The sequence below is a fragment of the Paenibacillus sp. UMB7766-LJ446 genome (assembly GCF_030226665.1).
Taxonomy (GTDB): domain Bacteria; phylum Bacillota; class Bacilli; order Paenibacillales; family Paenibacillaceae; genus Paenibacillus; species Paenibacillus vandeheii.
Genome location: NZ_JASOYM010000001.1, coordinates 406,542 through 430,037, shown reverse-complemented (window position 1 = coordinate 430,037; position 23,496 = coordinate 406,542). Strand labels below are relative to the sequence as shown.

The 23,496-nt window shown below is 43.5% G+C and carries 23 protein-coding genes; 19 read left to right on the top strand and 4 right to left on the bottom strand.

From position 1 onward, the window contains the following. Positions 1 to 357: 357 nt before the first annotated feature. From QP794_RS02065 to QP794_RS02030, 8 genes are all read left to right on the top strand, one after another. Positions 358 to 1,626, top strand: a complete 1,269-nt coding sequence (locus QP794_RS02065) for a sulfotransferase family protein (protein ID WP_285074702.1) — start codon at positions 358 to 360, stop codon at positions 1,624 to 1,626. Further along, positions 1,623 to 3,554, top strand: a complete 1,932-nt coding sequence (locus QP794_RS02060; protein ID WP_285074701.1) for an asparagine synthase-related protein — start codon at positions 1,623 to 1,625, stop codon at positions 3,552 to 3,554. Before QP794_RS02065 ends, QP794_RS02060 begins: the two co-directional genes overlap by 4 nt. A gap of 74 nt (positions 3,555 to 3,628) precedes the next feature. Beyond that, positions 3,629 to 3,766, top strand: coding sequence for a paeninodin family lasso peptide (locus QP794_RS02055; RefSeq protein WP_175383968.1), 138 nt, complete (start codon positions 3,629 to 3,631; stop codon positions 3,764 to 3,766). Between the two features lie 143 nt (positions 3,767 to 3,909). Next, entirely contained in the window at positions 3,910 to 4,857 is a 948-nt protein-coding gene (locus tag QP794_RS02050; RefSeq protein ID WP_285074700.1) for an HPr kinase/phosphorylase, read from the top strand. Next, the gene (locus tag QP794_RS02045) at positions 4,854 to 5,153 is read left to right on the top strand and encodes a lasso peptide biosynthesis PqqD family chaperone (protein WP_285074699.1); all 300 of its coding nucleotides are present in this window, start codon (positions 4,854 to 4,856) and stop codon (positions 5,151 to 5,153) included. Before QP794_RS02050 ends, QP794_RS02045 begins: the two co-directional genes overlap by 4 nt. A 4-nt stretch (positions 5,154 to 5,157) precedes the next feature. Continuing rightward, a complete protein-coding gene (locus QP794_RS02040) occupies positions 5,158 to 5,640 on the top strand; it encodes a lasso peptide biosynthesis B2 protein (protein ID WP_285074698.1) in 483 nt (160 codons plus the stop codon). Then, a complete protein-coding gene (locus QP794_RS02035; protein WP_285074697.1) occupies positions 5,624 to 6,820 on the top strand; it encodes a nucleotidyltransferase domain-containing protein in 1,197 nt (398 codons plus the stop codon). The genes QP794_RS02040 and QP794_RS02035 overlap by 17 nt, the downstream gene beginning before the upstream one ends. A 3-nt stretch (positions 6,821 to 6,823) precedes the next feature. Then, positions 6,824 to 8,725, top strand: a complete 1,902-nt coding sequence (locus QP794_RS02030) for an ABC transporter ATP-binding protein (protein ID WP_285074696.1) — start codon at positions 6,824 to 6,826, stop codon at positions 8,723 to 8,725. Positions 8,726 to 8,834: 109 nt separating this feature from the next. Here QP794_RS02030 and cysC read toward each other — a convergent pair whose 3' ends face one another. After that, a complete protein-coding gene (gene cysC, locus QP794_RS02025; protein WP_024629078.1) occupies positions 8,835 to 9,473 on the bottom strand; it encodes an adenylyl-sulfate kinase in 639 nt (212 codons plus the stop codon). Positions 9,474 to 9,621: 148 nt separating this feature from the next. On the opposite strand from cysC, the gene QP794_RS02020 reads away from it, so the two are divergent. Then, complete coding sequence (locus QP794_RS02020; protein ID WP_079345993.1) at positions 9,622 to 10,020, top strand: hypothetical protein; 399 nt, start codon at positions 9,622 to 9,624, stop codon at positions 10,018 to 10,020. 154 nt (positions 10,021 to 10,174) lie between these two features. After that, positions 10,175 to 10,954, top strand: a complete 780-nt coding sequence (pdaA, locus tag QP794_RS02015; protein WP_079345991.1) for a delta-lactam-biosynthetic de-N-acetylase — start codon at positions 10,175 to 10,177, stop codon at positions 10,952 to 10,954. A gap of 133 nt (positions 10,955 to 11,087) precedes the next feature. On the opposite strand, the gene QP794_RS02010 is transcribed toward pdaA, so the two are convergent. Continuing rightward, positions 11,088 to 11,936, bottom strand: coding sequence for a DegV family protein (locus QP794_RS02010; protein WP_024629081.1), 849 nt, complete (start codon positions 11,934 to 11,936; stop codon positions 11,088 to 11,090). A gap of 114 nt (positions 11,937 to 12,050) precedes the next feature. After that, positions 12,051 to 12,527: a hypothetical protein gene (locus QP794_RS02005; RefSeq protein ID WP_285074695.1), complete on the bottom strand. Its 477-nt coding sequence runs from the start codon at positions 12,525 to 12,527 to the stop codon at positions 12,051 to 12,053. Between the two features lie 283 nt (positions 12,528 to 12,810). Between QP794_RS02005 and QP794_RS02000 the strand changes: the two genes are divergently transcribed. Next, a complete protein-coding gene (locus QP794_RS02000) occupies positions 12,811 to 13,197 on the top strand; it encodes a DUF423 domain-containing protein (RefSeq protein WP_024629083.1) in 387 nt (128 codons plus the stop codon). A 146-nt stretch (positions 13,198 to 13,343) separates the two neighbouring features. Here QP794_RS02000 and QP794_RS01995 read toward each other — a convergent pair whose 3' ends face one another. After that, on the bottom strand, positions 13,344 to 13,922 hold the full coding sequence (locus QP794_RS01995) for a hypothetical protein (RefSeq protein WP_285074694.1): 579 nt from the start codon (positions 13,920 to 13,922) through the stop codon (positions 13,344 to 13,346). 268 nt (positions 13,923 to 14,190) lie between these two features. Here QP794_RS01995 and QP794_RS01990 point away from each other — a divergent pair, with 268 nt between their 5' ends. From QP794_RS01990 to QP794_RS01955, 8 genes are all read left to right on the top strand, one after another. Then, positions 14,191 to 16,926 carry an RNA dependent RNA polymerase gene (locus QP794_RS01990; RefSeq protein WP_285074693.1) on the top strand — a complete coding sequence of 912 codons (2,736 nt, stop codon included), beginning with the start codon at positions 14,191 to 14,193 and terminating at the stop codon, positions 16,924 to 16,926. After that, positions 16,907 to 17,659, top strand: coding sequence for a C1 domain-containing protein (locus tag QP794_RS01985; protein WP_285074692.1), 753 nt, complete (start codon positions 16,907 to 16,909; stop codon positions 17,657 to 17,659). Before QP794_RS01990 ends, QP794_RS01985 begins: the two co-directional genes overlap by 20 nt. A 346-nt stretch (positions 17,660 to 18,005) precedes the next feature. Then, the gene (locus QP794_RS01980) at positions 18,006 to 18,770 is read left to right on the top strand and encodes a hypothetical protein (RefSeq protein WP_094936695.1); all 765 of its coding nucleotides are present in this window, start codon (positions 18,006 to 18,008) and stop codon (positions 18,768 to 18,770) included. Between the two features lie 17 nt (positions 18,771 to 18,787). Then, complete coding sequence (locus QP794_RS01975) at positions 18,788 to 19,330, top strand: hypothetical protein (RefSeq protein ID WP_285074691.1); 543 nt, start codon at positions 18,788 to 18,790, stop codon at positions 19,328 to 19,330. A 64-nt stretch (positions 19,331 to 19,394) separates the two neighbouring features. Beyond that, positions 19,395 to 20,015: a hypothetical protein gene (locus QP794_RS01970; protein WP_285074690.1), complete on the top strand. Its 621-nt coding sequence runs from the start codon at positions 19,395 to 19,397 to the stop codon at positions 20,013 to 20,015. A gap of 31 nt (positions 20,016 to 20,046) precedes the next feature. Continuing rightward, a complete protein-coding gene (locus QP794_RS01965; RefSeq protein ID WP_285074689.1) occupies positions 20,047 to 20,619 on the top strand; it encodes a hypothetical protein in 573 nt (190 codons plus the stop codon). 4 nt (positions 20,620 to 20,623) lie between these two features. Then, the gene (locus QP794_RS01960; protein WP_285074688.1) at positions 20,624 to 21,310 is read left to right on the top strand and encodes a hypothetical protein; all 687 of its coding nucleotides are present in this window, start codon (positions 20,624 to 20,626) and stop codon (positions 21,308 to 21,310) included. A 6-nt stretch (positions 21,311 to 21,316) separates the two neighbouring features. Continuing rightward, a complete protein-coding gene (locus QP794_RS01955) occupies positions 21,317 to 23,476 on the top strand; it encodes a hypothetical protein (protein WP_285074687.1) in 2,160 nt (719 codons plus the stop codon). Positions 23,477 to 23,496 lie beyond the last annotated feature (20 nt).

The following is a 23,496-nucleotide window of genomic DNA, read 5'->3' as shown; positions in this document are numbered from 1 at the left end:
TTTTATTATTAAAAATAGTAGCTCTGTGGGTCTGTTTATTCGTAAACGACCCCAGAGCTTTTTCATGTTTGTGCAACAGTCATAACTGGTAAGCACGATAGAAAATGTATAAGTGCTTAAACGACAGAGAACAGAATAGAGTGGATAGAAAGATATTATGAAAAGGTGAAAATAAAAGATTGACATGATACATTTTGTATCATAGAGTAAAACTATGAATACATATCGTATCTAAAAGTTGTCGAAAGCACATCATCCAATATACCTATTCCCTTATGGTTTTTATAGCCGATGTTGAGATAAAGAGAGCTATACCAACTGCATGCTTATTTTAATTTTACAGAGGAGAGGCTGCCCTTGGTAGATGTTCATGGTAACGGACTTGTCTTACTACTATGTGTACCTCGCAGTGGAAGTTCGCTATCCACCGTGATGCTGCAAAATCACAGCCGTGTATTTGCTACACAAGAGATGTGGTTTCTGATGAATCTTGTAGATTTGCAGAAGGCTGATTCCCGCCCCTATGGCGGAAGTGCTATCATCCGTCAGTTTTATAGCGCCATGGTCTCAGACGAAGGTTTTGAAAAGGCGTGCAGAAGCTTTGCTCTTGAAATTTATAACGGATTTCTGGAGGGGAGCGGGGCAGACTTCCTCGTAGATAAATCTCCTCGTTACTATTATATGCTGGAATGGCTGGATCGCCTGTTTCCACAGTCCAAGCGCATTCATCTTCAGCGTAACCCCCTTGCCGTAGCTGCTTCTTACAAAAAGGTAAACCGCCATACTGGAGAAGGCTTCGAACTGATTCGCAGCTTGCAGAGTCCGAATCTTAATATGAAAGCTGTTGATCTCACGCTGGGTATGTTCCGTTTGAATGATTATTTTGCGGACAAACACACGAATGCCTATGAAGTTCAATACGAACAACTCGTCTCTAATCCTCGGGACGAAATGGAAAAGTTATGTGGTTTTCTTGGTATCGGATATGAAGAGGGAATAGAGCAATATGGACGCTTTGCGGATAGTACAAAGTCCAATATGTTCTACAGTATGGGTGTCGGTGATCCGTTTCTCTCCTCGCATCAGGAAGCTCATAAGGATTCTGTTAACAACTGGAAAAATATACTAGATCCACAGGAAGTTGAATTTTATTGCCGAGTAATGGGTGCAGATCTGTTCCATCAGATGGGGTACAGTGAACAGCTGGAAGAAGCCGAGCAATGGACGGGTGTGCGCTATGAAGCTGGCCCGGATGAGGAAGTCATTGCAAAGTTAGATCGTCAATTCTCCGAAGCAACAGGCTGCAGCTGGCAGCATGGTTACCGGATGCAGCCTGTTGACGTTGCGGGCGGTACTCAAGATGGCAATAACAATAATCTGGGAACGAGTGAACCAAAAGCGATTGATCCGACACTGGCCGCACTCGCAACCATCAGGCAACTGGAAGCCGCACTTCGTGCAGCCGATAATCGGCTGGAGCGAGGGTACAATGAGCGGGAACGATTGAAGGCACAACTCGCCTCTGCTCATAGCAAGATTCAGCGTATCAAATCCTTGATTCCGTTTGGTAACCAGTTAAGCGCCTGGGCTTCACAGCGCAAGATACTTCGGGGAGGAAAGTCATGAGCGCTATAGCAGGAATTGTTCACACCGATGGTCAGCAAGCGTTATGGGAGGACAGTTGGCACCTATATGCCAGTCTGGGGCACGTGCCGGCGGATACAACGGGGGTCTGGAAAGGTAATGAAGCCTTCCTGAGCTGCCACGCCCAGTGGATTACGCCAGAGTCGGTCAGGGAGCAATTGCCTTTATTTGATGAAGTGAGCGGTCTGACCATCACGGCGGATGCCATTTTGGATAATCGGGAACAGCTGGCAGATCAACTCTCTATATCGAGAGCGGAGTTGGCAGGATTGTCGGATAGTGAACTGATCCTGCGTGCATATCAGCGATGGGATGAACATATGGCGGAGAAACTGCTTGGCGATTTTGCCTTCGCCATCTGGGACGATCGCAAGCGCAGACTCTTCGCTGCCAGAGACATTACTGGCATGAGATCCTTCTATTTTCGGCACGATGGTCAGCGGTTTGCCTTCTGTACCTTAATGAATCCGTTACTGCAACTGGAAGGTGTACATAAAGAGCTGGATGAAATCTGGTTGTCCGAATTTCTTGCCATTCCCGACATGCATGACTCAGCAGATATCCATTCTACCGTCTATCGTGGAGTGAGCCAGCTGCCCCCTGCCCATACGCTTAGCTTCAGGGATGGCAGGCTGGAACAGAAACAATATCATCGCTGGGACGAAGTGGAGCCTCTAAGACTCAAGTCAGACGGGGAGTATGTAGAAGCTTTCCGTGAGGTGTTTGGTCAAGCCGTTGGATCGCGTTTGCGAACGCATCGACAGGTGGCTGCTGCTTTGAGCGGAGGGCTGGATTCTGGAGCTGTGGTTGGATTTGCTTCTGGAACACTGCGGAGACAGGGGAAAACGTTAAATGCGTACAGCTATGTTCCGGTGTCTGATTTTACGGATTATACATCGAAAACGCTGTTAGCGGATGAGCGCCCTTTTATCGAGTCTACCGTTAATCACGTCGGGAATATCACGGAGAATTATCTTGATTTCGAGGGGAGAAGTCCTCTTAGTGAAGTAGATACCTGGCTTGATATTATGGAAATGCCCTATAAATACTTTGAGAACTCATTCTGGATTCGTGGATTCTATGAAAAAGCGAGCCAGCAGGATGCAGGCATTTTATTGACTGGAGCACGGGGCAACTTCACGGTTTCCTGGGGGCCGGCACTGGATTATTACGCTAGTTTGCTAAAAAGCGGACGCTGGTTCCGGTGGCTCAGGGAAATGCAGCAGTACAGTGAACGTACCGGGATGAAATTCTCGCGAATTGCCAAAATTACGGGCCGAAAAGCGTATCCAGAATTATTCAAATCCATGTCAAAGGGAGCTGCTCAGGCCGCATCGGTGCAATTAATCCATCCGGAGTTTGCTAGGCGAACAGGCGTATTGGAACGGCTCAAATCCATTATTGTTCTGCAAGGTGGTGCTCAGGCAGATGCGCTTAAAGTACGGGCAGAGAAATTCAACAACTTGGCTATTGCGAACAAAAATGGTGCTGTCGCTACCAAATGCTCTCTTCGTTATCGGGCATGGGAACGTGATCCTACGAGTGATGCCAGAGTGATTCGTTTTTGCTTGTCTGTACCGATTGAACAATATGTTAGTCAAGGTACGGACCGCGCCTTGATTCGTCGGGCTACATCACCTGAATTGCCAGACAAAGTGAGATTAAACCAGCGAGTGCGCGGTGTTCAACCCGCAGATTGGTTGCACCGCATGATTCCCAATTGGGGTGATTTTACTGCCGAATTGCGTGCGCTATGTTCTGACAGCCGGGTCGCCGGCATATTGAACACAGAGCGAATCAAGTCGGCACTTGCGAATTTTCCAAACCCTCGACCTGAGCTTGCTTCCCACCCGGACTTGCGGTTAATGATGCATAGCCTGATCGTATATCGGTTCATTCGAAAGTTCTGATGTATCTGGTGAATCTAGCGATATAACAGGGATACGGATTCTAATCAGTTGACTCATGAGAGGAGGTGAACACGATGCAAATGGAAAAAAAGGAATGGCAAGCACCAGCACTGGAAGTATTGGAAGTGAACCAAACAATGGCAGGAGTAGGTTACAGACAGATCGACTGGATTACTGTCCACGATGCTGATCTCTACGATCCAACTTCCTAAGTTGTTTAGTTTTAACATGTGCCATCATACTTAGAAGGGCGGAAAGGGCAGTATTCCACTTTTCGCCTCCGCCCTTATATTGAGCAGTGCGAATATAAGGGCTTTTTTTATCTACATGCAGATCGTGAAGGAGGAGTCATTCATTGTTGCCTGTGCAGTATGAAGCGTATGGCTTGCGTTGGTTGAGCCAATTCCCCATGCCTGAACTCCAAACCGTACAGAACGGTACAGATTCTGAAGCTGTCCATGCGGATGTACACATTGAGATAGCTGATTTAGAAGCACACTGGAAAGAGTGGAATGTGGGGAACGATAACTTTGTATCCCGGAATGGCAGTCTTTTTTTTCGAATCGAGGATACGGGTCTGTTTCTCATGGAGCAAGGACGCCGCATTGTGGTATCCCCTCAAGCGGAAGCGGACGACAAAAAGGTTAGATTGTTCGTGCTGGGCACATGTATGGCCGTCATTATGATGCAGCGCGGCATTCTTCCACTGCACGGAAGTGCGGTGGTCATTGACGGTTGGGCATATGCGTTTGTTGGACATTCGGGTGCGGGGAAATCTACTTTATCCGCTGCACTTGCTTCACGTGGCTATCCACTCTTAACGGATGATGTTGTGGCACTGACATGGGATGCGGGGGGAAGAGCAATCGTATCGCCGGGGTATCCGCAGCAAAAGTTATGGCAGCCCAGCCTTGATGGATTCGGCATGAAGGAACAGGATTATGCAACGGTTCATGCAGAGATTACGAAGTACGCGATACCTGTTCAGCACTATTTTCATGATAGACCGGTTCCGCTTGCTGCTGTTTTTGAACTTGATCCAAAGCCGGAGGAGATGCTGAAACCCGTACAGCTAATGGAAGTTGCAGGATTGGAACGCCTTCACATGTTGTGTTCTCATACCTTTCGTAGTGGTCTTGTGACCAGGCAGGGTCTGGCACAATGGCTGTTTGAGACGGTGTCACGACTGTCCGCCAGTATCGAAGTTTTCAGAATCACGAGGTCAGGATCTGATTTTACTGCTTTTGAGATGGCTGACCGGATTACAGAACATGCACGTAAAGGAGTGTATACAGGACAATGACAGCAACGAAGCCATTGAATGGGGAAGACCGTGTGTTGCGGAAGGAAGGCAATCTTGTCAGTGACATGGGCGGGGAAAAAGTCATGATGAGCATTCATAACGGAAAGTACTATAACCTGGGCAGCACGGGTGGACGAATCTGGGATCTGATCAGTGAAGAACGAACATTGAATGAATTGGTTGAAGTGTTAGCCTCAGAATATGAGATTGAACCAGAGCTGTGCCTTGAGCAGGTTGTTCAATTCCTTGAGCATTTGACGCATGAGGGATTAATTGACGTTACCCGCGGAGAGTAGAGCCATGTTGCGAAAAATTAAAGCCTATCGTTCATTGCCGCGTGAAATCAGTGGATTGGTATGGGAAGCTTATGTCCACCTTGGGTGGGCACGAATACTGAAGGCGATGCCTTTTGCCAAGATTGCTCCAGGTCTCGGTACACCGATGTATGAAACGCCGATGACTGGACTCCATCGAAGTGAAGTGACGACAATACGAAATGTTTCTAAAGCTATACTTATTGCCAGCAGGTATACCTTATGGGAGAGTCGTTGCCTTGTCATGGCAATCGCAGCGATGAAGATGCTGGAACGCCGTAAAGTGGAGAGTACTCTATATATGGGTACTGCACGGAATAAACAAGGCCAAATGATGGCTCATGCCTGGCTGCGAAGTGGGAAATTGATTGTGACCGGAGCAGATACAATGGACCAATATACGGTTGTCGGCGTGTTTGGCAGGCGGTGTCCTGAGAGGGGAGCTGGAGAGATTGTCTACGATACATGAATGGGAAAACTATACAGCGGATTTTCAGCAGGAGCTTAAACTGATTTTGAGCATGATTAAAGGCGATCTAACAGCAATAACCCCTGAGGATGCCCAGATACAGATGAAGGGAATGGACTGGCAGCTCTTTTTGCAGCTCGCCCATCATCATCGATTATATTCAGTTCTCTATCTGAAAATAAAAGAGTTGGACTCAAGTCATATTCCCGCTTTTGTAGTGGAAAACCTCAGGCAGCAATATACAGCCAATACGTTCCGCATGCTGCATCTGACCGCCGAAATGGAGCAGGTGTGTGGTGCTTTTCGTGAACGAGGCATTCGAAATATTACGCTCAAAGGACCTGCACTGGCACATGATCTTTACGGAGATATATCCTTGCGGACCTCTAAAGATCTGGATATCCTCATTCCTTTTGATGATGTGGAGTCCGCGGAAGAGATCCTTGAATCGCTTGGTTATGAATCAAAGGAAGGCAAACGAACGCCGACCGTTGCCAGCTGGAAATGGCGGGAACATCATATTTGTTACAAACACCCGGTCAAACGAACTCAAGTGGAGATCCACTGGCGACTTAACCCGGATTCAGGAAGAGAAACCGATTTTGAATTGCTTTGGAAACGCAGCCGATTCAGCACTTATACCCAGACGCCTGTCCGTATGCTGGAAAGGGAGGATCTGTGGGCATATCTCGTGACGCACGGCGCAAGACATGGGTGGTTCAGGCTGCGCTGGCTGCTGGATATCGACCAGATGATTCGCTGCATGCCACTGGACGTCAAAAAAGTGGAGCGACGCCTGAAAGCTGAAGGCAGATCATCCATCGGTTCACAGGCTCTTCATCTCGCTTCTGTACTGCTGGATACGCCTATAGATGCCAATTACCTCGCCTTGTTGTCCTCCCACAGACGTGAGGGAGAGAAATTAGCGAGACGCGGCGTAGTGTTCATGAATGAGATGATTGAGAGCCCGGCAGATGTAAAGAGTTATCGTTCCTATCTGTTCGCACTGCGAAGCACAAGGCAGAAGCTGTTTTTCTTCATTGAACGTTTGTATCCAAGTACCTGGGATGTAGATCAACTACCGCTTCCGCGTTCACTGCATTTTTTGTATTTTCCGTTACGTCCGTTTCTCTGGTTCTGGCGGCGAATCAAAAGGAACACGATGACGGAGAGGGGATAACCTATGATTTCGGAATTGCAATTCTTTATGCGCAAGCTGCATCGTGTAACAGGCCCAGTGTTATATTGGAACCTGCTGGGCATGATCTGCATCAGTCTGATGGAAGGAATCGGCATATATATGCTCGTTCCGATGTTAAGCCTCATTGGTATTTTCGAAATGGGCTCCACAGGTCTGCACTTACCCTGGATATCCGAATTTTTAAATCGTTTTCCGGAAAATGGCCGGCTGCTGCTGGTGCTGTTGACCTTTGTCCTCATTGTCTCCGGACAGGCTTGGCTTCAACGTCTTCAGACGATTCGCAACACGCGAATTCAGCAGCAATTTGTTCGAACGCTGCGTATGGAAACCTATCGTGCCATCATTATGGCGCAGTGGTCTTTTTTCCTCCAAAAACGAAAATCCGATTTTAATCATATATTAACGACCGAACTCGCCCGAGTCAGTCAGGGAACGAATATTATGCTGCAAATGGCGGCTTCCTTGATCTTTACCGGTATTCAAATTGGTCTGGCCTTCTGGTTGTCTGCCAAGTTAACCACCCTTGTCCTGGTCTGTGGATTGGTATTGTTTATTGTGTTGAGAAAATTCGTGAAGCGGGCAAAACAGATCGGGGATCAGACATCCGAATATTCCCAGAGCTATTACAATGGTATTACAGAGCACTTTAACGGAATCAAGGATATTAAGAGCAATATGCTTGAAAAATCACATATCAGCTGGTTTGAGCGTATGTGTGGGCGGATTGAACATAACGTGATTCAGTTCAGTCAGTTGAATAGTGGTACACAGCTGATTCATCGGGTTTCGGCGGCTGTCATTATTGCTGCATTTATCTATTTATCCCTGCATGTGCTCGCAGTACCTCCGGCAAGTTTGTTGCTTATCATTCTGATCTTTTCCCGATTGTGGCCACGCTTCACGTCCATTCAGTCCAATCTGGAGTATATGAGTTCCATGCTGCCCGCATTTCAGATTGTGAGAGAATTACAGACAGAGACGGAAAAAAGCCGTGAGATTAGCGAAAAAACAGTTCATGCTGATGAACCATATGATCAGGAATTAACGGTTCCCGGTCCTCGTTCGGTCAGAATGAAGGGTCAGGCCAAGCCGAGTGATCAGGAAGGTGGGGATGCGCGTCCCATTGAACCCCTGGTGCTTAAGGAATCCATTGAGTGTCAGCAAGTGAATTTTCGCTATGAAGGCAGTGATACCTACTCGTTATTCGAGGCGTATGCATCCATTCCGGCGAAAGGCATGACGGCCATTGTAGGCAAGTCGGGAGCCGGGAAGAGCACGATGATTGATCTGATTATGGGACTCATTCGTCCAGAGAGCGGTCAGATTTTGGTGGATGGGGTGCCTTTAACGGAGAATCGATTGTTAGCCTGGAGAAGTTCAATAGGTTATGTCTCTCAGGACCCTTTTCTATTCCATACCAGCATTCGTGAAAATTTGCGCCTGGTTGATCCGAATGCCAGTGAGGAACAGATGTGGCATGCATTACAGTTTTCTTCGTCTGCAACGTTTGTCCGCAAACTACCGCAAGGATTAGATACCATTATCGGTGATCGGGGCATCCGCTTATCCGGCGGCGAACGTCAGCGTTTGGTGCTTGCCCGGGCCATGCTTCGGAACCCTTCTGTATTGGTACTGGATGAGGCGACGAGTGCGCTGGATAGTGAGAACGAACAGCATATCCACGAGGCCCTTGAGCGCCTGAAAGGGCATGTCACCATTATTGTTATCGCCCACCGACTATCCACCATTCGAACAGCGGATCGAGTAATCGTTCTGGATGAGGGTCGGGTTATCCAGCAAGGTGGATATCAGCAATTATCTACGGATCCGGTAGGCACGTTCAGCAAACTGTTGAATATGCAGGCGGGTGTCGTGGGGCAATGATTCTCTCGATAAATCCGGAAATGAACAAAGCAAAAAGGCGCGCCATTTGAGGCAGCGCCTTTGATGTATGTGTAGTCGGGAGATAATTCAATATGATTGCCATTTTCATTTAGTGAACGATGGCATTGCTTACAGGCTGCGGCAATTGAAATGCACCGACCCGTTCCAGATGCCGCACAATTTCATGTACGGCTTCTTCAACAGAAAGCTCTTCGGTATCAATGATTAGTGTAGGATCTTCTGGAATATCATAGGGGGCAGAAATTCCGGTGAAATGTGGAATGGCACCGCTCCGGGCCTTTTTGTAAAGCCCCTTCGGATCACGTCGTTCACACTCTTCGATCGAACAACGTACATAGATTTCAATGAAATCATCAGCTTCAAAGAGCTGTCTTACCCTATTTCGATCCTGTGCATCCGGTGAGATAAAGGCAGAAAGAACAAACAATCCGGCATCTACCATCAGCTTGGAAACTTCACCAATCCGGCGCAGATTTTCTTGCCGATCCTCAGCGGTGAAGCCAAGGTCCCGATTCAGTCCGTGACGTACATTATCCCCGTCAAGCACGTAACAATGAACCCCTTTTTCATACAGGTATTGCTCCAGAGCAAATGCAAGCGAGGATTTTCCTGCACCGGATAACCCGGTGAACCATAAGGCCCGACTGCGATGACCGTTATGCTTCTCCCTGTCCTGCCTCTTTAAGCTGGATTGCTGCCAGGTAATGTTACGCTCTTCCTTTGACATGGATATCCGCCTCTTCCTACTTATGATATGTATAATATTTTAACATATTTACAAGATTATAGCACCTTCTGAATTTGACGGAATTTAGCGTGAATCAACGATAATTCGGGTATAGATGTAGTACATACATAGCAGGAGGAACACCAACATGAATAATAACATACACAACATACAGGTTTATTTCCAGTGCGCGGATTGCGATCAGGATATCCGGGCAATCTTTGCCCAAGAACAGGTTAGTGCGGTTCGCTGTTCAGGATGTGGTAGAGCCTACACCTTGATGAAACCTACCATTGGCGACGAGATTTTGCTTGATTGGGAGCAGGAGGCTCTCTATCATAAATTGCGGGCAGATCGCTCTGAGCATGATAACCATAATATGTCTGCCCTGATTATTAAAGTGATTGAGCTGCTCACCTGGCGGGATAGTGGTGACGGTCAGACACGTGCGATTGAAATGGTTAGAGAGTGGCTGGCTTCCAGTGGGAAACCCCAGACATTACTCGAACTGTTTCATCATCCCGAGCGAGAAAATAAACGGTTTTGAATGGAGAATGGAGTGGGCGCCCCATTGGTTCATGTATGTGAAGCAATCTGTAATTGAAATTTACATACATTAGCTGCTCCTGTGGCATATTACCTGAAGGTGTTCGTGATAGGAAACGACAAACCGAATTTTTCAGGAACAGGAGCGGATAGCAATGAAGCGAATGGTTCTCTACATGCTGCTGGCTATATTGGCTTTCGGTATATTACCAGCGCATACTGAAGCATCGCCAATAAATGGAGCGTATCACTTTGGCTTCAAAAAAAGTCAAAATGGTCAATTGCCTTCCATTGATCAGGAAGGGTTTAAGGAGATTTTGCAACAAAACGATGCCATTTTCCTGGGGGATACGAAACAGAAAGAACTGTATCTTACGTTTGATAACGGTTATGAAAATGGCTTTACACCAGCCATATTGGATGTTCTGCGTGACAAGAAAGTGCCTGCTGCATTTTTTGTCACCGGGCATTATCTGAAAGATCAGCCTGAGCTGGTGAAACGAATGGCGGCAGAAGGGCATATTGTGGGGAACCACTCCTGGAGCCATCCCGATATGACCCGAGTTTCCAATGAGAAATTAAAAACAGAGCTTGATCAGGTACGGTCTGAGGTCAATCGGTTGACTGGACAGCAAGCGACCTTTTTAAGGCCACCACGTGGCATTTTCAACAACCGGACGCTCGCAGAGAGCCATGCCCAAGGTTACGTTAATGTGTTTTGGTCCGTTGCCTACAAAGATTGGGATACCAAAATTCAAAAAGGGGCAGACTACGCGCGTCAGCAAGTGTTGAAACAGCTGCATCCGGGAGCAGTCATCTTGCTTCACTCTGTGTCGAAAGATAACACGGAGGCGTTAGCTTCCATCATTGATGAGGCTCGTAAGCAAGGATATGCGTTCAAAAATTTGAATGACCTGAAAACAAAAAGTTATTAAGGTTACATGCAATAAAAAAAGGGCATCCTGAGCTACGATAGCTTGGGATGTCCTTTTGGCATGATCTTTAATGGATTAAGCAGGCGGACGCATGATTGTATCTGGAAAATGTGCTGTGTGATAAGAAGGATTTTTATAAAGCTGTGTTATAAATGATACCGATCGTTTTGGGACCACAATGACTACATATAACGCAACCAGCCGTAGTCAATTCCACTCGCGCTCCGGTCTGTTCCTGCAGAGATTTTTGCAAATCTAGCGCATCTTCCTCGGCCATGGTATGCACAACGATCACGAGATCGCGGTCGATCTGTTCCTTATGACTAAGTGTGTTTTGCAGCATTTGTTCCAAGGCCTTTTCCCGTTTGCCACGGACCTTGTACGCAGGTGACATCTTGCCATCGGTTACCCGAATGACTGGCCGAATTTTGAGCAGACTGCCAATCAGGTTTTGCATGCCAGAGCAGCGTCCACCTTTGTACAAATACTCCAACGTATCGATGACAAACTCAGTTCGCACATTCGGTTTGATGGCTTCGACGAGATGTGTAATCTCGGTCAGACTCTGCCCTTTTTCTGCTGCATGAACTGCCTTCATGACCATCAGGGCAATCCCTGAAGAAAGATTCAGAGAATCCACCACAGAGATCCGACCTTCCGGAAACTCGGAACTGGCCAATCTTGCATTTTGATAGGTTGACGAGAGTTCAGAGGACAAGCTGATATATAAAATATCATATCCTTGTTCTATGTAAGGTTGAAATGCCGTCATGAAATCAGCAGGTGAAGGTGCTGCCGTTTTGGGCAGACGCCCATCCCTGCTTACACGTTCATAGAGCTGCTCCGGCTTAATTTCAGCACCGTCCTTCAGTGATTCCTCACCGAACACGACATATAATGGGATGATACCGATATCGTGCTGCTGGATCCATGCTGGGGCCAGATCACTTGTGCTGTCCGTGAAAATTTTGATTCGTGACATGTCAATCTCCTTTGGATACGAAAATTTGGCCATTAAAATGGATGAAGATGATAGGGATCAAGTGTCATTTCGTTACAATTTTTTGAGAAATGAATTTGAGCCTGATGTAAGCTTTTACACCCTATAAATGCCTACAATGATAAGGCCAGCAAACGCCAGAATCATCACTCCACTGAGGATGGTCCCAATGATAGCAAAGACTTTTTTTCGATTCTTGAGCACAAGCCCAATCACGCCGAGTATGAGTCCTGCGAGATTAAGAATTAGACAAAACAGAACAGCCAGAGAAGCCAGAACAACTGCTGGATGCAATGCAATCTCTTCCACTTGGATCGGTGTGGTTACGACACCAATTGCACTGTTGATAGCCATCGTGGCAATAAATAAAGTCAGCATGTAACCAATGATCGAGACCAATCCAATCACAAAACTTGCAATACCAGGACCAGAATGTTTCAATCGACCCACGGGTGGATCTTCCAGGGCAGAGGGGTAAGGTGTAAATAGGTTGTCATGATTGGGATCTGAATGATCTGTGCCGGAGCCTGATTGATAAGGATCATTGTTATTCTGGTTATTATGATTATCCATGAATGGTTTATCCCTCCTTACTCGTGGTCATGAGTGTGTGTAATTAACCTAATCTCGATGAGATGATTCTAATTAAGAGAATGAAGGCACTCCTTTTTACTTTTCCATAAAAATCGATAAAAATCAAGGTTTCACGCCAGTTTTCGTCTATTTTGAGGCAAAAGCGAAGGAAAGTATATATAACCAGACATATGAATGCCTTCCGCATCGTAGCTTGCTGGTAAACACGGCAAGGATTCGCTAAAATGAATAGTTGAGAGATGAACTAAGGGAGAGAAGGCAAATGCAACGGAAATGGATGATGATGGGTGCTGTACTGACGATGCTTTCGGTGGCTATTGGTGCGTTTGGTGCACATATGCTCAAGGAAAGCATCGGTGCGGACGCCATAGCGGTGTATGAAACCGGAGTACAATACCACATGATACATGCAATCGGACTGCTAATCATAGGTCTCACAGCGGGTCAGCTTGGACCCTCCACTAAGCTCAAGTGGGCAGCACGCCTGCTGTTTATTGGAATTATCGTATTCTCGGGCAGTCTGTATGTACTGAGTATTTCGGGTATTAAAATATTGGGAGCCATCACCCCAATCGGCGGGGTAGCCTTTATTGTTGGGTGGTTGCTATTAGCAATGGACGTATGGCAGCGGGGAAAAGATCGCGCATGACGATCTGCAATGGCTGGGTGAAGCTATGGGCTATTCAAGTGGTGCCAGTTCATTGTTACATGTGAATGAACCTGAAAAAAGCAACTTGCACGGGAAATGGTTAAAGATTTCCTACGTAAGTTGCTTTTCGTTTAAATGCTCATTGATTACAAAAACTCATCGATTTCATTGGTTCGAAACGTATACACTTGTTTTTCGTCCACATGGTACACACTCACAATGCTGCTATCCCGATCAAAATTCAGTATACGGCATGGAATGCTCTGATGCTTACCGTTCTTATTGTTCACAACGATCCGTGTAAGACGGTTTTCTTTGATAAGGGTATCAATCCATACATCGAATGAATTTCCGTTGGTAGTGTCGGATACTTCAGACGAAGGAGTATGCTGGGAAGCAGGTGCTTCGATATCGGACTGTGGTAGGACTGGAACGGTTGGATCTGTCGCTTGGTTTGGTGATGAGTTCTTCTGTCTTGCATTAGATTGCGATTTTTTTCTTTCTTTATGAAGAAAGGCGAAGGAGTCCTTTTTGGACTGCAGTGTCACTTCAATAATTTTGCCAAGCTCTATGCCGGATTGAATCCGGAAGTCCGCAATTTGTTCCTCTTTGTTTATGAACTCCAACAGGGACTGCAGTGCCAATGCATTCGAGCGGCTCTTAATAAGAATATCGACATTGAACAAAAAGCCGATTTCTTCTTCGTTGGATAAGGTTTCTTTCATTCATCCCAGCCCCGTTAAAAGATATGTCAGCAAATTTAAGCTTCACTACACTATATCACTAAAATTGCTATAATCATAGTGCTGAAGACATAGAAAATGAGCGACTTATATATGAATGGGGCCCCTTATCATCGCCATTTCTTCAATGGAATGGATCAAAAACTCTTCTTTTTTCGTCCCATGATCATCCTGTATTCCGGCTTCATTAATCCTAGCTGTAGATATAATTGAATTAATCATTGCTAGGATGCAACAGGAGGTATCATGTATGGGCCGTTCACATCAGGATCGCTTGAGGTATGTGTATAAAATTACATCTTCCAGAATTCGAAAATTGGATTATGATCTTCATCTTTCTTATCATGAAGCTACAGTTAATGGAGAACTGGCGTCTATTGGAAACAACCAGGTATTACGTTTCATTGAAACGATTCGAAAACATAAAAATAGAGACGTCGACATCGCCAAAATCGAGGGTGAAATCCGTCAATTAAAAGCAATGAAGACGAATGTGCGAAATAAAAGGACGATTAAAAGATTACATGAAGAATTAAATCAACTGAAATTCGTTAGTGATTACCTGCTTGTTGTCATTGAAAACAATAAAGATTATGACCGATTGAATTCCTCCAAAGGATTCAAAGTTAATGGTAAGAAATATAAACGCCTACTGGCAACGACAGGAGGCGCCAAAAGTTCAACGGTCATTTATGTAAGTGAGGACATCCACCCGCTTTTGGAGAAAAAACTGAACAATGGCAGAAATCCGAATGTGGAGATGATCCCGGCTAAATTGGAGGCATATAAGGCATTGGCTTGTAGTACTAGCATACCTGTGTCACATCCTGAACGTGTACTGGTAGTACATGATTGTATAACTGAATTTGAAGCCAATATTATTCAAATTGATGACACTGAATTGGAATATCCTCAAATTGAAAGAAAAAGAAATGCATCTATTAAAATGAATATGAGTGATGGGTTTGGTCTCATTTCTCCTGAATTAAGTGAACGATGGGCCAAAGAGCTGGGTCATGGATATATTCCAAGTGGTTTTTGTATCCGCAATAGCTTTTGTAAAGGTATGGTTTTCACATTTGATTTTCATGAGTTTGCAGATAAAGTTGCGTATAAATACATGGTAAATGATGCATGGGGGAATTCGGTAGATATCCATGAGGTGGATTTAATCATAACGACATCCATGCTCAAACTTTGGAGATCATACAACAGCGTTGATGATTATCTACTATGCTGCGGTTATTATGGTTACACATTCAGCGTTACGAAAATCACACCCGAGCAGCTGGAGGATGAACGTCATCTGAATTACCAATTTATCCAATCCCTTAAACTGAATGATGCTCAGATTAGTGAACTTATACGTCCTACGGTAGATTCCATTAAAGATGTACTCGGCGAGGATTATCGCAAGGCATTGCTATTTCTAAAGGGCGTTCATATAAACGAACAGCATTTCCGAAGCAGTTCAAACGATTATATTAAAGGGTTAATGATTGATCAGCGACTCATCAATGATTCATTTGTAAGAAATAAAATTTACAAGCAACTCCGAAAGCGTATGAACGAAGCTAAAATAGGCGTTTTGAGAGTTAGAGGAAATTTCAGCATCATATCCGGTGACCCGTTTACGTTGTGCCAAAGTATATTTGGAATGACACTAACAGGATTGTTAGAGTCCGGAGAGTTTTATTCAAGGTATTGGATTGAGCGTGATGTTAACCGTGTGGCTTGTTTCAGAGCTCCGATGACTTGTCATAACAATATCAAGGTGCTTCGTTTTAGGGATACGGATGAAATACGACATTGGTACCGATACATGAATACAGTCACCATATTGAATTCATGGGATACAACAACTCATTCCCTGAATGGCGCAGATATGGATAGTGATCAGGTTCTTACTACAGATAATAAAATCGTTCTAGATGCGATTCAGGAGCTGGATGCGATTGTGTGTGTTCAGAAGACATCTGCTCCCAAAATTCCGGACGAGAAAGATTTGATTCAGGCCAATAAAGACAGCTTTGGAGACTTGATCGGTTTTACCACTAATAAGATTACTTCAATGTTTGATGTCCTAGCCAATTATACAGAGGACAGTGCAGAATATCAGGAACTAATGTATCGGATTCAATGTGGTCAGCATTATCAACAAAATGCCATTGATCAGGCAAAAGGAATCGAGTGTAAAAGAATGCCTAAACATTGGTATGATATTCGAGTTGCTGCAAAGAACGAATTGGACCTGAACATCGTAGCCCATAAAAAACCGTACTTTTTCATATACAACGATCCGGAACAGAAACGGGATTATACAACGTACGTGGAGAAGACCAGTCAGAAATGCTTGCAACGGTTTGGTATGACGATGGATGAATTGCGCTCAAAGAATGAATTATCTACGGATGAAGCACAGTTTCTTACTCAATTTGGACAGAGATTGCCTGTGTCGATGGCACCCTCGGTAATGAACCGACTATGCCACCAAGTGGAAAAAGTGTTTGAGGGATTAAAGTGGAAACAGGCAAATACAGCCTTTGACCATAACATTTTGATGAGTCCCAAGAAGTATTCTCAAGCCAGATACAAAGAAATTCAACAGTTATATCAGGTTCATAATGAGGAATTACGTAGCTATATGACGAACATACGCAAGAATAAAGTAAAGAAAGATGAACGATCAGCCCAATGGCAACTGTTTGTTTCACGTTTTAAAGAGCAAGCACTAGGCATTTGCAATAACGAGGAAGATTTGTGCAATATGATTGTATCGTTATGTTATAAGAATATTGAGAAATCAAAGCAATTTGTCTGGGATGTTTCTGGGGATCAGATTATCCGTAATTTATTGTATGCTAACGATCAAATGGTTGGTTATCCAGTCATTGACCCGCAGGGAGATATTGAATTTGGCGGGAAAACGTTCAAAATGACCGAACTGAAGCTGGAGGATCCTTACAGTGAAAATTATTCTGAATGAGCGACGCCATGCCGAGCGGGCATTACAGTATGGGGAAATGGATAAGAAACCTGCGAAGACATTAGGATGTTTAGCCAAATATGGGCTTGAGCAAGGCAAAAGTGCTGACAATACTTACGACTTATTAAATAACTTCATGACCGAGTATTATCCAGACTATAATACGGTTCATTGGGATACATTTTTGACCCGTGTAATTAAGCAGTCTCAAAAGTACATCAAATCTAGGGAAGAAGCGCATAAGAGCAAGCTGATTGAAATCGATAGCGTATCCATTACGTATAGTGAACTTCGAAAGATTAAACAACTTAAAAGTAAACGATTAGAGAAGCTGGCCTTTGTCTTGCTGGTATATAGCAAAATTAATAATTTGATTAACGAAAACGACACGTATTGGATCAACAATGAATTGAAAGAGATCTATAGTGATAGCCAAATGGCAGTAAGTAAAAAGGATCAAGGGTTACTCGTGCACAAGCTCATTCAACTAGGGTATCTCAAAGAGAGCAGGTACATTGATTCAACCAACGTACAAGTGCTGTTTGCCGTTGAGGAGGATGAGGTTGCTTTCAAACTGGTTAGGTTTGATGATTTTGTATTGGAGTATTTGCGTTGGAAAGGTGAAAATATTAAAAATTGTACCGTATGCGGGAAACGAATGTTGGCGAGATCGAATCGAATGAAATATTGCAGGGAATGTAAGAGAGTCAGTTATACCCTTTCGAATGGATGATCACGTCGCTTATAAACTGTATTTGTAAGGAAAGAAGTCATGGGAGCAGAAGACATGATTTCTTTTTTTGATTCTACAACTTAACCTCGTTAGAAAATCGTTGTAAACCTATATGGGACAATGCTTTGCTCCGTTTATCAAGAAATTGTTTAATGATAAGCCAGGGGCAGGTTAGGCGTTGGGAAAAATTTAAAGGAGGTGTTTGTCATAACCATTCAAGAAGAGGGTTAAAGGAAGGTAGATTTTGAAAGAGTCATTGAAGCATTGATTCTAGATTAGATGAACAAAGATTTGTACATAACAGGTGCAACAAAAAAATGGTAATTAACGCATAGGTAGGTGAACCATGGCTAATGGAATAACTGTAGCGTATGTAGAGGCTGTAATTAGGGAGGCTCTGGATCACACTGGCACGGGACAACCTGGTGAAGGGAATGGAGCCACTGAACTCGCCATCAAGCGAGCACTTCAGGCTGCGGAAGATGCCTTACAGGCTGCTGAAAGGGCAAATGAAGCTTATCAGACAACCCAGCTAGTGTATAAGAAACCGGTTGCTGATTTGCAAGAGCTGCACACACTCTATCCTTCCCCGGACATGGGCTGGACTGTGCAGACATATAAGGATGGAAAGAGATATCGTTATGATGGCAAGACTTGGGTTGAAATTGATGTGTTTGGTCAGAATTTGCAGCCCGTTAATCCAGATCAGGATGGACTTATGAGTGCCGCTGAACATGTGAAATTAAGGGGAATTCCACTCGAAGTTCAGGACCGGGTTATTGTATTTTGTATAGATTCACATGTATTTCCTGAGATCGTGGGAACTCTTGCCCCCTTTCCATTTAATGGTGAAATCTTGAGCGTGAAGGGGTACAGCGGAGTAGCCGGAGATACGGAAACGGAAATAAGAATTGAACGATCCAGTAATCTCGTAGACTGGGATGATGTAATGGAAAGTCCATTACAGTTCGAAGCAAATCAGCAGCGTGATAACGGTAATGCAACATTCAGAGCGAAAAGAGTGGAGGCTGGAGATGTCTTTAGAGTCAACATCACCAAAGCAGGGACAAACATTCAACATCTCACGATTCAATTAACGATCAGAACATAAAAAGGGAGATAGATACGATGACACAACCTATTATCACATGGATGAATGCTACACACAGCAAGGAAATTACAGGCCCTTTTGACTACGGTGTTATTGACGCAGATACCAAGAGTTCCATTCATATTTTTAACGTGTGGAATAACAGAAATGGTGCAACCGACGTATCCAAAATGGAAGATTGCACATTTACGACGCGGGATATGAGTGGGGGTACAGGGGATACCGTTGGCAATGAAGTTGAAGTTGTTAAAAATAACTGGTTCCACGTTCAAGTTGACTCCTTGGGCGAAACAGATCTGGATCAAGAAAGTTCCCGAGTAGGTAAAAGCTTTTCCAAACCGATTGGAACTACTGGTAAAACAACCAAAGATTATACCGGAAAAGCTTACATAACACCAATGGCACCAGGAGTAAAAGAAATTCTGGGTGTGAGTAACAATGGCAACCCCCAAGATGCAGCGGGAAACTACGTGACACTCTCCATTCAATGCGAAGTACCGTTAAATGCAAGAAGTGGCAAGCAACAGTTCAAGAAACGTATTTCTTATCGGTATGTGTAAGAAAGAAACACTTATGAGGACAGGCTAAATCAGCCTGTTCTTTTTAATATGAGGGGGGAACATTTTGATTCTAGGTGGTACGCAATATACTCACTCACTTGTATCCCAAGCTTATGTATGGGTTGCTGATTATTATGATGGAACATATCTAAGTGAATTCGATTTACAAACAAAAGAATCGCATAGTTTCTATGAGATTAACAAAGACAAGCTGGTTTCTTTCGGATTATTAGGTCAAGGCTCTCAAGTTTACTATAACGTTGCAAATGGTGTCTTTCACATTAATGCCGATCGTTACTCGGTATCATACGTATGTGACGATCAAGAGTATCCGTTAACCGGAAGAACCTTTCTATATAATGACATCATTCAATTCAAAAATGGTTCTTCAGAAGCTAATATGAGTGGATATTCAGGGACTGGGAATTCAGGAACGTTCAGAAACACGATCGAATGTTTTAACTTTGGTTACAAAAAATCGATGAGTTTGAACGATGTGCAGATTAATTTTCAATGCGTGTGTTCCTTGCCATTAAAGGAAAATGTGTACTTTCAGATTAAAATTTCTTCCAATCAGGATTTGCCTGGGCGCTTAGTTATCCGAAAGAATGGATTTGTAATAGATCAGATAGAAGCCCCTTTGAAGGCTAACCATGCTGGAATCATTAATTGGGATATTCGCTGATTGAATTCGATATTATAAAGGTGGTGAGAGAATGGCAATTCAGGAAATAGCATTGAATATCGATTTAACAGTGGGTGTATTTCAAGATACAGTTTTCCAAGATCAGAAATTAAAGTTAAGGAAGCTAGGGCAAGATGCAGATGGAAATCCAATATATCCTGCCTCCGGATTTTGGGAGTCTGCACCGATTCTGATTCAGGACAAGATAGCTTCATATAAAGGCATTGCTGGTACTATAGATGTTTCAGGTGGAGCAACGTACAAGCAATATGTGAGTACATCTGAGGATGGTTTTAATTGGAGTAAATATGAAGAAGCGCGTAGAGATGGCACTATTTATAATGCTCCTGCAAAGTACGTCAAGATGAAAATTGAAATTTTCGCTGAGAAGAAAGACTCTAAATTTTACATAGATGATTTTAAAGTTACGGGGAAATACGATAATGAGTTTGTTGAAAGTGAAGCTGGCTTCCTGTCTTTAAAGAGAACATACATAGATAAGATGGATATTGTATCGAGCCCCCCTGGTGGTCTCATCGTGTCAAAAAAGATTAAAAAAACCAAGTTCAAAAAAATGGATGCGATTAGAGTGGGAAGGGGGTAAAGAGATGCCGGCACCAGCAACGACAGGACAGTTGAAAACGAATATAAGAGATATGGAAGTCGGAGATTATATTTATGGAAGCTACACGAGTGCATCTAGTTATTTTATCGGCTCGAATCAAGGCACAACAGAAACAAACTTAACAGGAAAAACAGGTGATATAACTGGTTTTTGGTATTTTATCAAGGTCAATAAGGGTCTTCTTATATCAGATCGTGTTGTATGGCATTCTACATCGTGGGACGCTATCAATACCGCAAAACTGATAGAAGGTAGGTCACTAGCCGCTAGTGATGAAACTGTAGGTGTACTTCGCTCATTAACAGGTGGCGCTTTGTATGCGGATGCAAATGGAAATAAATCGAACGCAGATTTACGTTTTGGCGCTTGGCCTACGATTAACGAGTGGGATAAATATATTATTAATTTTCCTGTGCACAAGATTCTATCAGGTAAAAGATTAGATGATGTTTTTCATTATTTGGATAACTACACTTGGTGCAAAGAAACACCCATATATGGAACATGGAAAGATTCTGCTGGTAATACTTCTACGTCAGCTTCTAACGCTCAACGAATTGGCAGAGGAATGAACAAAAGAGCGCAATGGAATGATATAAACTATGCCGCAAGCTCAGGAGCTTATGCCACTTGGGGATTCAGACCAGTATTTGAATATAGGGAGGTGTAAGATTCTATGGTAGCTATAGGAGATCAATTATCAATACCAGAAAGTGGATGGAAAAGGTATGATGATCCTAATGAAGTGATTGTCTACACGGGTACATGGTCAACTGAAACACTTGCAGGTAATTATAATGGAAGTGCAAAGTACACCTCAACCAATGGTTCGACTATGAGTTTCACATTCTTTGGTACAAAGCTACGAATTATTGGTGGGTTGTATAGTGGTAGAACAACAACTGCACAGGTCATTATTGATGGGGCAGTTGTAGGAACGATTAATGAGGATTCAGCGACATCTCGGACAAAAGCTCTTGTTTTTGATATGTCTGGATTAACTAAAGGGAAACATGTCGTCCAGATTAAAGCAATGGACACAAAAGTTCTGTTACTTGATGCTATTGATGTTGATGAAGATGGATATTTAACTAGAACAATTGGTACTGCATTGACCACACCAGATGCAGGATGGAAGCGATATGATGATAAGGATTCATATTTCAATATAACCAACGTACCTGTTATAACACACGCATCGGCTTATGGTGGAACAATTAGATACATTTCACCTTCCAACAATAGCAAAATCAAATTTGATTTTCAAGGAACAAAAATTCGATTTGTAGCTAGTACAGGTGTATCTAGCTACAGTCCATCTGTAGGTGTCAAAATAGATGGAGTTGAGTATGACTACAGTCTAGCTATGAACACAAGTCATCAAGTCATGGTGTTTGAGAAACTTGACCTTGAAGATAAAAGACATACTGTTGAGATATACACAAAAGACAATCTGGCATTCTCATTTGATGCTGTCGATATTGGTTCTACAGGTGGCTTATTTCATCCTGATGAAGTTACAAGTATTATAGACCTTAAAATTGGAAAGCGCATCAGATGCAACTATGTTGCAACTACAGCAGGAACTTCAGGGGCTTTTAACAATATCGGCAAAGAAACGTCTGTTATGATCTCAACAACATCTGTTCCGAGTATGCCTAGCGGTGACTTCTATTTCATTGTTACTGATGAATATAACAACAAGAAGATTTTGATTGCAGACAGACCTATCCAAGCGGCTATCACATGGGATGCATTAAATAGTAATGGTCTTATATTTGGCGTTCAAAAAGATTTGGGAGAGAAGGATTATTTGTTTGTTGCAAGACTCCTATCTGGCGGATATTCAGCGACAGACACAGACAATGAATGGGATAAGTACATTGTTAATTCAACACTAGATGGTAATATTATTGCTGGAGATAATAGTGTATGGAATTGGAGCGCGGGTTATAGTACAACAAGCACGACAAATGCTAATAGTGCAAACAGAGTCCGAAGAGGTTCACTTGCAGTTTCAACGCATGGCGCGATAGCTACCACTTCTGCTGGTGGATATAGACCTGTATTGGAAATTGAAGCTCTACCAATGAATAGATCGTTCATTAATTACGAGGGATCGTATAAGAAATATGTACCCAAAACTTATATCGAATCAATTGAGAACGCTATCCCTGTTATGACTTCAAACACTACACCATCAGGTATAGCAAGTGCAAGTAGCATTAACAGTACTAGTTTCGATGCATACCAAGCTTTTAATGGAATACAAGATGAGCGATACGCATGGGCTTCCCTTACACCTGTGAGTTGGTTGCAATATCAGTTCCCTCAAAAAAAGATTATATATAAGTATTCTCTTTCTATGCGGACTAACAGTACTTACTATGCGACAGGAGAACCGCCAAAAACATGGACATTTGAAGGAAGCAATGATGGAGCAAATTGGACTATTCTTGACACTCAATCCAATAATACAACATTAGCTAGAGGGGTTATTGAAGAATATAGAATAAGTAATTCTAAAGCATATACTCATTACAGAGTAAACATAAGTGAGAACCAAGGGAATGCTACTATAACAGTGATTGCAGAGTTGAAAATGTTTGAGAAGACAACCGTAAGTGATGCTGGATGGAAGACAATATCCGCAACTTTGCCTTCGGAAGACACTTTTATTAATGACGGAATGGATGATCTTTCTGTATTAGATAGGAAAAGCCAAGGTTTCGTTGCGAGTATGTCTGCTAATGGTTCGTTAGGATCAGGCAAGATATTTAAGGGTAGTGTTGATTTAAAAAAGTATTTTGAAATAACAAGTATAAGTGTGAAGTAGGGATTAATGCTCTACTTCTT

Bases quoted from the DNA above. Each gene is read 5' to 3' on its own strand.
- QP794_RS02060 (WP_285074701.1), top strand. From the start codon at position 1,623: ATGAGCGCTATAGCAGGAATTGTTCACACCGATGGTCAGCAAGCGTTA.
- QP794_RS02055 (WP_175383968.1), top strand. From the start codon at position 3,629: ATGCAAATGGAAAAAAAGGAATGGCAAGCACCAGCACTGGAAGTATTG.
- QP794_RS02010 (WP_024629081.1), bottom strand. From the start codon at position 11,936: ATGTCACGAATCAAAATTTTCACGGACAGCACAAGTGATCTGGCCCCA.
- QP794_RS01955 (WP_285074687.1), top strand. From the start codon at position 21,317: ATGGTAGCTATAGGAGATCAATTATCAATACCAGAAAGTGGATGGAAA.
- QP794_RS02030 (WP_285074696.1), top strand. From the start codon at position 6,824: ATGATTTCGGAATTGCAATTCTTTATGCGCAAGCTGCATCGTGTAACA.
- QP794_RS01975 (WP_285074691.1), top strand. From the start codon at position 18,788: ATGACACAACCTATTATCACATGGATGAATGCTACACACAGCAAGGAA.
- QP794_RS01960 (WP_285074688.1), top strand. From the start codon at position 20,624: ATGCCGGCACCAGCAACGACAGGACAGTTGAAAACGAATATAAGAGAT.
- QP794_RS02020 (WP_079345993.1), top strand. From the start codon at position 9,622: ATGAATAATAACATACACAACATACAGGTTTATTTCCAGTGCGCGGAT.
- QP794_RS02000 (WP_024629083.1), top strand. From the start codon at position 12,811: ATGCAACGGAAATGGATGATGATGGGTGCTGTACTGACGATGCTTTCG.
- QP794_RS01995 (WP_285074694.1), bottom strand. From the start codon at position 13,922: ATGAAAGAAACCTTATCCAACGAAGAAGAAATCGGCTTTTTGTTCAAT.
- QP794_RS01965 (WP_285074689.1), top strand. From the start codon at position 20,047: ATGGCAATTCAGGAAATAGCATTGAATATCGATTTAACAGTGGGTGTA.
- QP794_RS02040 (WP_285074698.1), top strand. From the start codon at position 5,158: ATGTTGCGAAAAATTAAAGCCTATCGTTCATTGCCGCGTGAAATCAGT.
- pdaA (WP_079345991.1), top strand. From the start codon at position 10,175: ATGAAGCGAATGGTTCTCTACATGCTGCTGGCTATATTGGCTTTCGGT.
- cysC (WP_024629078.1), bottom strand. From the start codon at position 9,473: ATGTCAAAGGAAGAGCGTAACATTACCTGGCAGCAATCCAGCTTAAAG.
- QP794_RS02045 (WP_285074699.1), top strand. From the start codon at position 4,854: ATGACAGCAACGAAGCCATTGAATGGGGAAGACCGTGTGTTGCGGAAG.
- QP794_RS02005 (WP_285074695.1), bottom strand. From the start codon at position 12,527: ATGGATAATCATAATAACCAGAATAACAATGATCCTTATCAATCAGGC.
- QP794_RS01990 (WP_285074693.1), top strand. From the start codon at position 14,191: ATGGGCCGTTCACATCAGGATCGCTTGAGGTATGTGTATAAAATTACA.
- QP794_RS01980 (WP_094936695.1), top strand. From the start codon at position 18,006: ATGGCTAATGGAATAACTGTAGCGTATGTAGAGGCTGTAATTAGGGAG.